Below are 13,849 nucleotides of genomic sequence, written 5' to 3' on the forward strand. Positions count from 1 at the left end.
GCGCTAGGCCAGTGTCGCGAACTCGGCCTGCAACTCATCCAGGCGGCGCAGAGTCTCGCCGCGGGGCTCGGTGGGCAGTTCCACCAAAACCTGTTCCAGCCCGAGTGCACGGTAGCCCTCGAGTTCTTGCGCCGAATGCCTCCCCATGTGGGTTGCGATCACCGGCACGTCGTGGCCGGCGGCGGCGCGCAGTTCGGCGATCTGACCCGAAAGGGCATCCGCCGACGGGCTCATGGCAAGCCAGCCGGCCTTGAGCCGGGCGATGCGCTCAAAGCTCGCCGGCCCCCCGCCCAGGTAGAGCGGCGGGTACGGCCGCGTGACCGGCTTCGGCCAGCTGTAGATCGGATCGAAATCGACGAAGTCGCCGTGAAATTCGGCCTCCTCCTGCGTCCAGATCTCGATCATCGCGCGCAGCCGTTCCTCGACCACCCGCCCACGAACCTTGGGGTCGACGCCGTGGTTGGCGATCTCTTCGCGCAGCCAGCCCACCCCCACGCCGAAGCGAAATCGTCCCCGGGAGACCAGATCAAGCGACACGACCTCCTTGGCCGTCAGGATCGGATCGCGCTGCGGGACCAGCGCGATCCCGGTCCCCAGCAGAAGGTGCTCGGTCGCGACCGCCGCCGCCGTCAACGCGACGAACGGATCGAAGGTGCGGTAGTACTTCCGCGGGACGGGGCCGCCCATGGGATACGGCGTCTTGGCGTTGACCGGGATGTGCGAGTGCTCCGCCAAGAACAGCGAGGCAAACCCCCGCTCCTCGAGCGCCCGGGCCAGCTCGACCGGGCCGATGCCCTCGTCGGTGATGAACGTCAGTACACCCAACCGCACGCTTGCTCCCGTCGTCATTGCGAGTTCTCCCCTCGCGGAGTCCGGCGGGTCGCGCCCCAGAGCCCGACACCGACGCCAACCACGGCGCCGCCCAGGCCGATCAGCCGTTGCGAGGGCTTCAATTCATCGTGCACGCTGACCCCGCCGAGCAGATCGGCCGCGTCGGCGCCGCCGGAGGCCAGAAACCAGCCGCGGGTGTTCTTGCCGCGCAGCGCCGCCGCCGCGAGCAGCCCCCCGATCAACGCATCCCGATAGCCCATCGAGCGCAGCAGCAGTTGCGCCGTCGGCGTCGGCTTTTCCGGATCGCCCCACCACCGGTTCGCGCGGAGCGGATCGACGAGGAAGGAGATGCCCGACGCGAGACGGATGCTGCCGGCCAAAAGAGCTGCACGATCAATCGACATGGCCGCAGCCTAGGGCCGATCGACCTGGTGAACCACAGTTCACTGAAATTGCCGTTTTCAGACGACCCGTATCCTCCGGATTCCGGCAAAAAATATCCGGCCCCGTCGCACGCGCTCAGCAAACACATTCCGCCAGCAACTGTTGACCGTATCGCCCCTACGGCCTGCACACGCCACCAACCACAACCCCGAGACCTGCGGTGGGCGTTGCACGCCGATCCCGCAGCCAGACAATTGCGCATTGGTCTAATAGGGCGCCCGCGAACATTGCGGTGGCTCCGGCGCATTCGGTGACGACGATTGCCCCGGCGCGGGCTTCTCGAAAGCGGTGTGGACGAGCGATCAGCGGATTATTTTTGTTAACTATGACGGGACAGGGGGATCCGGCAGCACGTCCGCAGCAATACGTCGGCCACACAGTCACACCTCGGCGCAAGAAGCTCGCGCCCGACCCCGACGTGCGCCGCGCCATCGTGGACGCCGCGTCGAAATCGGTTCGCGAGCAGGGGGTTCGGGGGCTCAGCGTCGCCACGGTTCTGGAACGCGCCCGGCTGAGTACCCGGGCGTTCTATCGACACTTTGATTCCAAGGACCAGTTGGTGGCCGCGGTCTTTCTCGAGATGACGCGCAGCGAGGTGTCGCGGCTGAAGGCCAGGATGTCGGAAGCCACCGACCCCGTCGAGGCCGTGGCCGCCTGGATCGACGGAAGGCTCGACCTCGCGTTCGACGAGGAGATCAAAGCGGAACTGCGGCAAGTATCCCTGGAGGCCCAGTCGAAATCGTTCTCCCTTCCCGAGATGGTGACGCCCGCCTACGGTGCGATCCTCGAACCGCTCGTCGAGCAGCTGCAGCGCGGCCTGGAGCTCGGCGTGTTCAAGGACATCATTCCGGCGACGGCCGCGAAATCGATCCACGGCGTGGTGTGGGCCGGCACCCAGCGGCAGTGGGCGACGAATCACTGGGACCGCAACGAGGTCCGCGAACGAGCGGTGCGGTTCTGCCTGCGCGGGCTGGGCGTGGCGCCCCACATCATCGAAGAGCTCACCGCGCGTAACGAAGCCGCGAGCTAGCGGAAACGCACCTCTCCTGAAATTAATGTTTCCGTTAACGGTTCAACGGGGTACCTACGCGCTATGACACGTCTGTGCAACCGGACCAGCCTCGACTGACGGCCATGAGCGCCCCCCTCACGCGACGACGGAACAAGCTCGATCCCGACCCCAACGTGCGGTGCGCCATCGTGGCTGCCGCTTCGAGATCGATGCACGAGCACGGCGTCCGCGGACTCAGCGTCGCCACCGTGCTGGAACACGCGCAGCTGAGCACCCGCGCGTTCTACCGACACTTCGATTCCAAGGACCAGTTGGTCGCGGCCGTCTTTTTGGAGCTGGCCCGGCACGAAACGCAGCGGCTGCGAGGGAAAATGGCGACCACGGCCGACCCGGTCGAGGCGGTCGTCGCGTGGGTCGACGGGCGACTCGAACTCGCCTTCGGCGAAGGCGCCGAGAACGGCGGCCGCCGCCTGACCCTGGACGCCCACTCGAAGGGGGTGTCCTCTCCCGAGATGGTCGCCCCCGCCTACAGCGCGATACTCGAACCGCTCGTCGAGCAGCTGGAGCGCGGCCTCGAACTCGGCGTGTTCGAAGACATCGTCCCGACGACCGCCGCGAAATCCATCCACGGCGTGGTGTGGGCCGGCACGCAGCGGCAGTGGGCCACACATCATTGGGACCGCACCGTGGTTCGTGAACGTGCGCTGCGGTTCTGCCTGCGCGGACTGGGCGTTTCGCAGCACCGGATCGAACAGGTCACCGGGCGGCGCACCGGAGCCGGCTGAGCGCAGGCCGTTCTACTTGGCCGGGCAGGCCGCGGCGATTTGCGGCGACGCCGGCCACAACGCCACCGTCAAACCGAAGGCCGCGACGTCGGATCCTGCGGGCAGCACGCTTTCCAGCCGCGTCTGCATTCGCTGCGTTTCCTCGGTGTGCAGGACGGCCCAGCCGAAGCCGATGGCCAGGTAGGGAATCGCTAGCCACAACGCAACCTCGATCAGCGCCCCGACGCTGACCTCGTATTGCAGCACGCGCCGCAGCAGGTCCATCGAGATGTGAGGGTCTCACAGGCGGTTGGGGATTCGCTACCATGGCCGTCATGGCCGAGCCGTCCCCGGCTGGCGACGAAACGTTCGCGCTCAACCGCGCGGAGACGGTTGCCGTACCCAACAACCCAGCAGCGGATGCCGCCGATCGCACCTCCCCGCACGACAACGACGACGACGCCGGGGGTGACGCGGGCAGCGACCGCCAATCCTGGAGCGCCACGTGGCGCAAGGCCGGTGCGCTGCTCGTCGGTGGTCTCGCCCTCGCGGGGGCGATCATTCTCACCTTTTGGCTGCTGAGCCCGGACCCCAAGGGCGCTTCGCCGGCCGCGCCCAAGGGCAGCGCGGCGTCCACGCCTGCCACCCCGTCGGCCTCGGCCGCGCCGTCGTCCATCGTCTCCACGCCGGACCAGGACAACAAGTACGTGCAGAACCTGAACGACCACGGCATCTCGTTCGCCAATCCCGAGGCGGCCATTTCCAACGGCAAGACGGTGTGCACCGACATCGGTCGGGGGGTACCGGTGCCCCAGATCGTCAGCGCGTTTCACGAGAGCAACCCGGGGCTCGACGCCGAGACGTACGTGAGCATCTCCGTGCACGCCTACTGTCCGCAGAACGCCAACCTCGTCGGCGGAGGGCCGTAGCAAGGCGCCGATATCCTGTACGGACCGCCGCAGAAGTGACACACTTCGACATCGACTAGTGACGTGTCGTTGAAACCGAGGAATGCAAACGGTGCGATATTGATTGGACGTGGCATTACCCGGGGAAGCCCGGCAGGGGGTAGACGTGGTCCGCGAAGTGGCAGCACCCTTGCCGCGCATCCGGGAGTCATAGGAGGCGGCGGATGACTGTCGAGGGCCGCGATGTCCCGACTGGATCGGCGCCTCGTCACGTGCCACGGCCAGTTCGCCGAAGGCAGACGCCCGCCGGTGTCCTGGTTGCGGCGGCAGCCTTCGCCGCGGCCGGCCTGGCCGGCCTCATTTCCGTGGGCGTATACCTGTCGCGCGACAAGACGGCGACCTCGCCGGGTCCGCAGACCGTGACGATCAGCGCGTCGTCGGCGGCGATTGCCCCGGCCGACGGAGCGGACGCCCAATTCCTGTCCCTGCTGGACGGCTACGGCATCAAGGACAACGGCAAGGCCGCGATCCGGCAGCGGTTCATGGAGCTGGGCCACCACACCTGCTTTTTGCTGTTGCCGCCGCGCCCGCAGTCACTCGAGTTGACGGTGAACAACATCTTGTCCGCCCAGGACCAGGACACCGCCGCCGGCAATCGGTGGCCGATGCGTTTCACCCACGACGACGCGGAGCACCTGGCACAGTCCGCCATCACCGCGTATTGCCCGAGCGCGCAGAAGTAGGTCTGGGGCGGCTTCCCTATCTGCGCCGCGGGGCACTGCCGTACAGGCGCAATGCCTGGGCCGCGGCGGTGGCCACTTCACCACGCAGATCCGAGATCGGTGGGCTGCCGCGCAGGTGGATCGAATTGGAGAGCAGCACGACATAGGTATCTGAGCCGGGGTCCATCCACAACGTGGTTCCGGTGAAGCCGGTGTTGCCGAAGCTGCCGACGGGAAAGACGGTGCCGCGGGGCCTGGAAAAGCCCGTATCGATGTCCCAGCCGAAGCCGAACAGGTTTTGCCCCCCGATCGCCGGGTAGTGGCCGGCCCGGACGGCTTCATTGGCCGCTTCGACCTGGCGCGCGGAATGACCGGGCTGCTGGGGAGTCGTCATCAGCGCGAGGGTCGCGGTCTGCAGCGGAAAGCTGCTCGGCCGGCCCGCAAGCCGATCGAGTAGGGCCTGCGCATAGCTGCCGACATCGTGCGCCGTCGCGAACACACCGGCATTCCCGGCCACTCCCCCCATGCGACGCGCGGTCGGGTCATGCACGGTGCCGCGAAGCAGGTAGCCATAATCCGGGTTCTTGCTCGGATCGGCCCGGCTTTCCTCGTCGAGGGCTGTCGGCGCGATGCGCGGCAAGAGACCGGCGTTCCATGCCTCCGGGGGGCAACTTTCGGGCTCGCGTCGCGTCGGCGGGGGAACCCACGCCACCGCGGCCCCTCGAAGCCCGTGTGGGCCACAGGCTTTGGCCGCCGGAAGATAGCGGGTTTCGTTCATCCCAAGCGGCGCAAAGACGTTGTGCTGAACGTAAACGTCTTCGGCCTCGCCGGCGACTTTTTCGAGCAGCGCGCCCAGCAGGATGTAGTTGATGTCGGAGTAGCGGAAGGTCGCGCCGGGGCCCGACTGCAGCGGCGTGCTGAGCGCGCGATGGATGCCTTCTGCTTTGTCGGCGCCGGCCAGTCCCCACGGGTCGCCCAGGTTGACGTCGATCCCCTCGCCCGATGTGTTCGTGAGCAACATCCGGACCGTCACCTCGGCGCGCTGCGGGTCGTTCGCCGGGTTGAAGTCCGGCAGATACTTCTGTACCGGATCGTCGAACGCCACCTTGCCCTGTTCGTACAGCTGCATGACGGCAGTCGCGGTTGCGAGACACTTTGTCAGCGAGGCCAAATCGAAGATGGTGTCCTCGGTCATCGGCTCCGCGGGCGCGGGCGACCCGTCCAGCCCCATCTCGCCGGCCAGCTTGCGCTCCCCATAAGCCTGGTGAAAGACGACCTTGCCGCCGTGCCCGACCAGCACCACCGCACCCGGCAGTCGCCGCGCCGCGATCGCGTCGTTCATCAACGTGGAGACGGCGGCGAATTCGGGTGCCGGCGGTTCGGGTGGGGGCTGCAGCACCGGCGGCGCCGGCGACACCGGCAGGACCGGCGACGCCGGCGGTGTCTCGCTGACCGCCGTGTGCGCCGCGTCGCCCGGCGAGCAAGCCGTGGCGAGGACAAGCAGGACGGCGCCGACGGCAAGGACCTTGCGCACCGAGTGCTTACCGGGCATGCCGCAAGCCTAAGTCGGCGGCTTGGCCGCGCGCAGTCCTATAGTTGATGCGCGGTGGCATCCCCATTCACGACCCGGCGCCGGAGGCTTTTGGCGCCGGCCCTCACGGCGGCAGCCGCCGTCGTGCTGGCGCAGTGCGCCCCCACGCCGCCACCGCGGGTGGCCGCACCGCCACCGCCGACCGCCACGCCGTCCGCGCCTGGGGCCACGTCCCCCGCCGCCGCGACCGTTGCGCCGGTGACTCCCGCGGAACTCGGCGCGAGCTGGCGGCCGGGCTGTCCGGTCCAACCGGCGCAGCTCCGGCGGGTCGACGTCGACCACCTCGGTTTTGACGGCCAGACTCACCGCGGCGCATTGATCGTGCACGAAGACCTGGTGCCGGAGGTCATCACGATCTTCGAGCAGCTTTACCGGCTGCGCTTTCCCATCGGGAAGATCCGCACGCTCGACCACTACCCGGCCGCCGACGACGAACTATCCATGGCGGACAACAACACGTCGGCGTTCAATTGCCGCGGCATCCCCGGATCCGATCAATGGTCTCCACACGCGTACGGCCGGGCGATCGACCTGAACCCGCTCGTTAACCCGTGCGTTTACTCCGGCGGCGCATTCGTACCGGCGAACGCAGCGCCCTACGTGGACCGCAGCCGCACCGACCCGGGACTCCTCCACGACGGGGACCCGGCCGTTCGCGTCTTCACCGACCGCGGCTGGCGGTGGGGCGGCGCCTGGACGGCTCCCCTCGACTACCAGCATTTCGAGCGGTCCTGAGCCGTCAGGAGCCGGACGGGCCGGCCGCGCTGATATGCGACCAAGGCTGGTGAGGTCGATCCTTCAAATAGCCCCGCTGCCAATTCCACTGCGGGTGCATGCGAAGGAAGTCCTCGGCGACGAACTCGGCGCCGTCGGCCCGACCGAACCTCGCCCACATGCTCATCGACTCGACATCAGCGGCTGAGACGACCTTGCCGTCCACCGATCCGTGCGGGACGAACGCCGTCACGTTGTTGAACTGACAAGGATCGACGTCGTAATGCGCGCAAATTGTCCGGGCGGACGGTTGCACGTGGCCCAGATACGGGTCGAACGTGTCACCGAGCATTCGGCGGGCGACATCAACGTCGATGTGGCCGTCGTGCCCGGCAAGGAGCTGTTGCCAGCGAACCTCCCGCGCGCCATCCGGTGACCGAATGTCACTGAATCCCGTCGCTCGGCATTCCAGGTTGCGGATCCGGGGGTCCCACGGCGCATTGTCGCCCCAGAAGTAGCCGTCCGTCTTGCGTAGCAGGCTCTGATACAGCAAACCCTGTTCGTAGCGGGCGATTTCACCGGTCTTGACATCACCGATCAACCACGAACAGGCGTAACCCCCATTGTTGTCGGTGTTGAGGATCTCGACCCAGTCGTCGATATCACGAGCGTACTGAGCCGCGTTGCGCGCGCGAACGAACTCCGGTGCGCGAGTTTCGTCATAACCCTTCGCCCCGTCGTAGCCACTGATCGTCGTCTCGCAGATGGCCAGCCCGGCGCCGGTCACCCAGAAATCGGTCATGCTCGCAACCCAGCCCGGCGCGGTTTGCAGGACCATCCGGTTGCCGTCTTCGGGCGTCAGGTCCAAGATGACGTTCTCGATCTGTCCCTGCCAGAAGTCGGTAAAGCTGGTGTGCCCCATCACGATTGATCCGTCGACGGTCGCGCTGCCCGCGGCGACGAAGGCGCTGCAGTGGGTGCCTTGGCTGCCGGTGGGCGCCAAGGCGCTGTACCGACCGGAGTGCTTCGGCCACCAATATCCGGTGAGTTCCATCCAGTCGTTCATGCCGAGCACGTCATTGAACCCCGCCGGGACTCCGGCCGCGGTCAGGCCGGCGGCGATCCCCTCCATCTCCTCGCGCAGCTCGCCGGGGACCTTGTCGGCATGCAATTCGCCGGCCTTGTCGACGAAGAACTCGTAATCCATGCCGGTGTGCTGGTAAGTCATCTCACGATGCACGCGCAGTGACTCCGCGTACTCGGCGGCCACGAGGTAGCCGTACTGAAAGCCGCGCGCCGCCGGCGATCCTTTGACCGCGATGTGGATCCACCCGTCGACCTCGCGGCGCGACGCCTGGTCGAGCCATGCCCGCTGTTGGGCGGTGAGTTCGGTGGCTTCCACCGGGCGGCGCAACGGCGGGACGCTTCGGTACGGTTCGGGGCTTGAGTTTTTCGGCTGGGTGGTCATGGGTTCTTTCGGTAAGTCGACAGTCAGTCCTTGGCCTACCCACATCGAGTCCCGATTAACGTTCGGCTAGACGTCGTAATACAGAGCAAACTCATATGGCGTTGGCCGCAAATTGACCGGGGCGATCTCGTAATCGCGCTTATAGGTGATCCACGCGTCGATCAGGTCGGGTGTGAAAACGCCCCCCTCGGTGAGGTATTCGCTGTCTTCCTCCAGGCGGTCGATCACCGCGGACAGAGTGGTGGGCGCCTGCGGGATTTCCGCGGCCTCTTCCGGCGGCAGCTCGTAGAGGTCCTTGTCGACCGGCGGGGGCGGCTCGATCTTGTTCTTGATGCCGTCCAGCCCGGCCATCAGCTGTGCCGCGAAGGACAGATACGGGTTACCCGACGCGTCGGGGCAACGGAACTCCAGCCGCTTGGTCTTCGGGTTGTTGCCGGTGATCGGGATGCGCACGCACGCCGAGCGGTTGCGCTGGCTGTAGACCAGGTTGATCGGGGCCTCGTACCCGGGAACGAGGCGCTTGTAGGAATTGACCGTGGGGTTGGTGAAGGCCAGCAACGACGGCGCGTGGTAGAGCAAACCGCCGATGTAGTGCCGCGCGAGGTCGGACAGGCCGGCGTAGCCGGTCTCGTCGTACATCAGCGGGAAGCCGTCCTTCCAGAGCGACTGGTGGCAGTGCATGCCGGAGCCGTTGTCGCCGAAGAGCGGCTTGGGCATGAACGTCACGGTCTTGCCGGCCTGCCACGCGGTCTGCTTGACGATGTACTTGTACATCTGATGGTCGTCGGCCGCGTGCAGCAGGGTGTTGAACTGGTAGTTGATCTCGGCCTGACCGCCGCTGCCCACCTCGTGGTGACCCTTCTCCAGGGAAAAGCCGGCCCGGCTCAGGTGGGTGAGCATCTCGTCGCGCAGGTCGACGTAGTGGTCGGTGGGGGCCACCGGGAAGTACCCGCCCTTGGGACGGACCTTGTAGCCGAGGTTGGGCCCCCCGTCCGACTCGGCCTCCGCGCCGGTGTTCCACCAGCCCGACGTCGCGTCCACCTTGTAGAACGAGGTGTCTGTCCGCGAGTCGAAGCTGACCGAGTCGAAGATGTAGAACTCGGCTTCCGGGCCGAAGTACGCGGTGTCCGCAACGCCGGAGGCGATCAGGTAGTTCTCCGCCTTGCGGGCGACGTTGCGCGGATCGCGCGAGTACACCTCGAGGGTGAACGGGTCATGCACGAAGAAGTTCAGGTTCAGCGTCCTGGCGGCGCGGAACGGGTCGATCGTCGCGGTTTCCGGATCGGGAAGCAGCAGCATGTCGGACTCGTGGATCGATTGGAACCCGCGGATGGAGGAGCCGTCGAAGGCCAGGCCCTCTTCGAACACGTTCTCGTCGAACGCGTAGATCGGAATCGTGAAGTGCTGCATGGTGCCCGGCAGGTCGCAGAACCGGACGTCGACATACTCGATGTCCTCATCCCTGGCGAGTTTGAAGATGTCGTCGGGCGTCTTTTCGGACACAGATGCTCCTTTGCGCAAGGCTTTTCACGTGGGCCGCAGTGTTGCGATGGCTCTCTCTACGCCACGACTATTTCGTCCGCGTGACGAGCTTGAGTCGAACCTGTTGCGTCGCAGGAAGACCCGGGTTCTCGGGTGGCACTTTCCGTCCCGGTGGCCGATAGTTTCCCTATGCCGGACACCCCGAAGTAACAAACGCGCGAGACCACCTCGATGGCCGAGATTTTTCAGTTCCATCGCGAGATCATCGTCGCCGGCGACGACCCGCTGTCGAAGACGATCGCCGAGGAGCTCAGGGGCGCCGGCGCGCGGATCATCAGGATCGACACCGCCGCCGATCTGCTGGGCGCCGGTGTGCATCGCGCGCGCGCCGTTGTCTGCGCCGGGCCCAATGACGCTCTGAACCTCGAAATCGCCCTGTTGGCACGGGAATACAGCCCAACTGTCCGTGTGGTGGCCCGCTTGGCCAACGACGTGCTGCGCGAGGCGGTGACCGCCGTCAGCGGCCCGGGCGCGATCCTGGACGTCGCCGACCTGGCGACACCATCCCTCGTGGAGGCCGTGCTGTCGCGCAACGCGCACCAGTTCGAGACGGCCGGCATCGAGTTCGTCGTCTGGGGAGCCGAGGCGCCGTACGGCGCGACGCTGCGCGAGATCTACGCCGACCTGGCGCCGGTCGCGGTGGTGCATGGCAAGAACTCGCCCAATCCGGGCGAGGTGGTGCCGTGCCCGGGGCGGGACCTGCGGGTCTACGCCGGCGACTGGACCTCGATGATCGGCGTCAAGGACGAGTTGGAGGCCCGCGGGATACGGGTGCCTCCCGCGACCGCGACGCGCTCGCGCCACTCCCGGCTGCGGCGGATCATCGATGCCGCGCGCGCCATGCGCGACGACATGAACCCGATGCTGTTGCCGTCGTTGGTATTTGCGCTGGTACTCGTGCTCGTCTCGACCACCGTGATGCGCCTGACCTTTCACGACCCGCAGATGTCGTGGCTGGACGCCCTGTATTTCACCTCCGAGACCATCACCACGGTGGGCTACGGCGAGTTCAGCTTCGCCCAACAGCCCACCGCCCTGCGACTGTTCGTCGTCGGGTTGATGTTCGGCGGCGCGATCGTCACCGCCATCCTCGTCGCGTTCCTCGCCGACCTGATGCTGTCACGCCGCTTCGTGCAAACCGCCGGCCGGCTTCGGGCGCGCCACATGCGCAACCATGTCGTCGTCGTCGGGCTGGGTTCCATCGGCGTCCGCGTGGTCAGCGATCTGAGCGCCGCCGGATACGACGTCCTCGTCATCGAGCCGGACGAGAACAACCGCTTCCTGCCGGCCGTGGCGGACCTCGACGTGCCGGTGATCTTCGGGGATCCGACGATGCGCCAAACGCTGGAATCGGCGCGCGTCGACCGCGCCCGCGGAGTGGCGGTGGTGAACCAGGACGACATGGCGAACATCGAGACCGGGATCGTCTTGCTGGAGATCCTGGGCTCCGACACCAAGGTGCCGATCGTCATGCGCGTGCAGGGCCGGGCGCTGGGCGCGGCGGTGAATCGGCAATTCGGCTTCGAAAACGTGCGGTCGATCGTCGACCTCGCGGCCCCCTGGTTCATCGGTGCGGCGATGGGTTTGCAAGTGCTCGGAACGTTTTGGGTCGGGCAGCGCTCCTTCATGGTCGGCGGAATGATGGTGGCGCCGGGCAGCGAGCTGGACGGGCTGCGGATGGTGGAACTGTCCACCCAAACCCGCGTGATCGCGATCACCCGACCGGAAGGGCCGGTCAGGTTGCGTCCCCGCCGCGACGCGCGACTGAAAGCCGGCGACACCGTCTACATCATCGGCCCGTATCGCGAGCTGATCACCACGCTGCGCAAAGGCCAGCCGCCGCCGCAGACCGCAGTCAACGGGCAACGGGCGGCGGCACTGGCGGCGGCGCGTTCGCCGCACCGGCCGGACGTGCGCCCGCCGCGGTGGGCGCCGGAGCCGGACGCCTGACCACCGCCGGATCGGGCGAAGTTCGCGACAGAACGACCGCGCGGTGCAAAGGTAGGTCCAATGGATCGACGAGTTCTCTGCGTGCCGCTCGCGGTCGTCGCGGTCATGATGTGCCCGGCGGCGGGGCCGGCGGCGGCCGCCGTCGACGCGGAGTGCGGCGTCATCGTGCCGGCGGCCGATCGGCTGGAGAGCGCGTTCGCCCTGATCTCTCCCGCCGGAACACCGGCTTACGTGGCAAGCCAGGTTCGCAACGCCCTGGCCCCGCTGCACGGCTTGAAGAGTGCGGCCGCGGTCGACCTCCGAATCCGCTCGGACATGCTGGCCTCCCAGATCGACGCGAGCGACCCCTACCGACCGGCCAGCCCGCAGCAACTCGCCGGCGACCTCGCCAAGGCGCGACAACAGCTGGCCGTCGCTCGCGATTACTGCGCGCCGTAGCTACTGCTGCCCCCGTCTCCACTTCCGAATCTGGATGCGCTCGGCGCCGGGCCAGATGGCGTTGGCGGCCGGTGACGCGCAGAACGTCTCCTCGGCCTGGCGCAGGCTCATGTCGACGGCGTGGAGGCCGTCTTCCTGGTGGGCGCGGCAGACAACGGTCAGCACCCGGTGCGTGTCCGGGTCCACCTCCTCGGCCTCGATCGTCAACACCACGACGAGCGTGTACCCGGCTCCGGTCGGCAGATAGAAGGTGAGGTCCCGGCTGTCCAGCGCGCCGCCGTTGGTCACCAGATAGCCGTCGCCGCTGGGATAGACGGCCTGCCCGACCATCTGGGTGCGTTCGTAATGGTTGCGGTCACCCGGCGCGCGCCACACCGCGAACCGGGTGTTGGGGCTGCCATTGAACGGGTGTCGCGCGATCGGGATGATCAGCTCGTCGCGGCCGTCGCCGTCGACGTCGTTCAAGGCGACGCCCCCCGGGCTCGAGGGCTCCAGGAGCTCATCGATCGTCTGCACCACCTCGCCCGACGGATCGGTCACGACGACCTTCACCGCGCCGGGTCCGGAAAGCTCGGGCACGGACCAGTAGGTGACGGCGAAATCGAGGGCGCCGGAATGCATTCGGCAATCGGAATGCGGCGACGTGGCCTGCGGGCTGATCGGTGCGCCGCTCTGCGGGCACGGCGGCAGCGCGGTGTCGGCGGCCGCGGTGGGGCACACCGTACCCGCGGTGGCCATCGTCACGATCGCGATGAGGACCGGCAGCCGCTGCACAGCCGCGCACCTACCGTTTCGGCGTCGGCTGGGCCGGGGCGGGAGCGGGAGGCGGCCGGCGACGACGTGGCGGCCCCCGACGACGACGCGCGCCCCGACCGGTCGCCGAAGTTCAGGCTGCGGCCGAACAGCCCGAAGCGATGGGGCGCGGCCGTACTCGTGGCGGCGGCGCTCGCCGGCGGCGTGGTCGGGTTCGTCAAGTATCGCCAGGTGACCGGCCAGCTCGCGGAGCTCCGTCGACAGCAGGCCGATCGCGACACCGTGTCGCAGCTGGCCAAGGACTACGCGCTGAAGTCGCTGACCTATACCTTCGAAGACCCCGATGCCTTCTTCCGCTCCGTCGAAGACGGTGTGTCGCAGCAGCTCAAAGACAAATACGTCAACGCCAGCGATCTGCTCAAAAGCGTGATGCTGCAGGCCCAGGTCACCTCCACCGGTGAGGTGCTGGCCGTCGACCCGGTCGCGCAGCCCGGCGGGGTCTACCAGGTGGTGGTGTCGGCCCACCAAACCACCCGCAATCTGCAGAACCCGACGCCCAAGGTCTCGATCATCCTGTTGCAGGTCACCGTCAACAAGGTGGGCAATGGCTGGCAGGTTTCCGACATCGGCCCCAAGACCGGGTCCCACCCGCCGATCGAGCAGCAGATCCCGCCGGCTGCGCATGCTGACGTCCCGAGAGTCCCCGACGACG

The 13,849-nt window shown here is 67.3% G+C and carries 15 protein-coding genes; 8 read left to right on the top strand and 7 right to left on the bottom strand.

Annotation, left to right across the window (positions count from 1 at the left end):
* Positions 1–3: 3 nt before the first annotated feature.
* On the bottom strand, positions 4–831 hold the full coding sequence (locus A5673_RS26205) for an LLM class F420-dependent oxidoreductase (RefSeq protein WP_068239372.1): 828 nt from the start codon (positions 829–831) through the stop codon (positions 4–6).
* Positions 832–845: 14 nt separating this feature from the next.
* The gene (locus A5673_RS26210; RefSeq protein ID WP_068239375.1) at positions 846–1,235 is read right to left on the bottom strand and encodes a DUF4267 domain-containing protein; all 390 of its coding nucleotides are present in this window, start codon (positions 1,233–1,235) and stop codon (positions 846–848) included.
* A 365-nt stretch (positions 1,236–1,600) separates the two neighbouring features.
* On the opposite strand from A5673_RS26210, the gene A5673_RS26215 reads away from it, so the two are divergent.
* Positions 1,601–2,305 (top strand): TetR/AcrR family transcriptional regulator, encoded by a 705-nt coding sequence (locus A5673_RS26215; protein ID WP_082958962.1) that lies wholly within the window; start codon positions 1,601–1,603, stop codon positions 2,303–2,305.
* A 104-nt stretch (positions 2,306–2,409) separates the two neighbouring features.
* Complete coding sequence (locus A5673_RS26220) at positions 2,410–3,072, top strand: TetR/AcrR family transcriptional regulator (RefSeq protein WP_068239379.1); 663 nt, start codon at positions 2,410–2,412, stop codon at positions 3,070–3,072.
* 12 nt (positions 3,073–3,084) lie between these two features.
* Here A5673_RS26220 and A5673_RS26225 read toward each other — a convergent pair whose 3' ends face one another.
* Entirely contained in the window at positions 3,085–3,336 is a 252-nt protein-coding gene (locus A5673_RS26225; protein ID WP_068239382.1) for a hypothetical protein, read from the bottom strand.
* Positions 3,337–3,386: 50 nt separating this feature from the next.
* Between A5673_RS26225 and A5673_RS26230 the strand changes: the two genes are divergently transcribed.
* Both A5673_RS26230 and A5673_RS26235 read left to right on the top strand, forming a co-directional pair.
* A complete protein-coding gene (locus A5673_RS26230) occupies positions 3,387–3,980 on the top strand; it encodes a DUF732 domain-containing protein (protein WP_197518475.1) in 594 nt (197 codons plus the stop codon).
* Between the two features lie 251 nt (positions 3,981–4,231).
* Positions 4,232–4,702, top strand: coding sequence for a DUF732 domain-containing protein (locus A5673_RS26235; RefSeq protein ID WP_197518476.1), 471 nt, complete (start codon positions 4,232–4,234; stop codon positions 4,700–4,702).
* Positions 4,703–4,718: 16 nt separating this feature from the next.
* On the opposite strand, the gene A5673_RS26240 is transcribed toward A5673_RS26235, so the two are convergent.
* Positions 4,719–6,233, bottom strand: coding sequence for a serine hydrolase (locus A5673_RS26240; protein ID WP_082958965.1), 1,515 nt, complete (start codon positions 6,231–6,233; stop codon positions 4,719–4,721).
* Positions 6,234–6,287: 54 nt separating this feature from the next.
* Between A5673_RS26240 and A5673_RS26245 the strand changes: the two genes are divergently transcribed.
* A complete protein-coding gene (locus tag A5673_RS26245) occupies positions 6,288–7,007 on the top strand; it encodes a M15 family metallopeptidase (protein ID WP_082958966.1) in 720 nt (239 codons plus the stop codon).
* 4 nt (positions 7,008–7,011) lie between these two features.
* On the opposite strand, the gene A5673_RS26250 is transcribed toward A5673_RS26245, so the two are convergent.
* Positions 7,012–8,454, bottom strand: coding sequence for a C45 family peptidase (locus A5673_RS26250; protein ID WP_082958967.1), 1,443 nt, complete (start codon positions 8,452–8,454; stop codon positions 7,012–7,014).
* Positions 8,455–8,520: 66 nt separating this feature from the next.
* A complete protein-coding gene (gene glnA / locus A5673_RS26255; RefSeq protein ID WP_068239390.1) occupies positions 8,521–9,957 on the bottom strand; it encodes a type I glutamate--ammonia ligase in 1,437 nt (478 codons plus the stop codon).
* 210 nt (positions 9,958–10,167) lie between these two features.
* Here glnA and A5673_RS26260 point away from each other — a divergent pair, with 210 nt between their 5' ends.
* Positions 10,168–11,946, top strand: a complete 1,779-nt coding sequence (locus A5673_RS26260; RefSeq protein ID WP_068239393.1) for an NAD-binding protein — start codon at positions 10,168–10,170, stop codon at positions 11,944–11,946.
* Positions 11,947–12,006: 60 nt separating this feature from the next.
* Entirely contained in the window at positions 12,007–12,384 is a 378-nt protein-coding gene (locus tag A5673_RS26265) for a hypothetical protein (protein ID WP_068239396.1), read from the top strand.
* Here A5673_RS26265 and A5673_RS26270 read toward each other — a convergent pair whose 3' ends face one another.
* Entirely contained in the window at positions 12,385–13,158 is a 774-nt protein-coding gene (locus A5673_RS26270; protein ID WP_082958968.1) for a hypothetical protein, read from the bottom strand.
* Between the two features lie 66 nt (positions 13,159–13,224).
* Between A5673_RS26270 and A5673_RS26275 the strand changes: the two genes are divergently transcribed.
* Positions 13,225–13,849 (top strand): hypothetical protein (locus A5673_RS26275; protein WP_082958969.1); only part of this gene is annotated, 625 nt, incomplete at its 3' end.

This window comes from Mycobacterium sp. E3198 (assembly GCF_001667015.1).
Taxonomy (GTDB): Bacteria; Actinomycetota; Actinomycetes; order Mycobacteriales; family Mycobacteriaceae; genus Mycobacterium.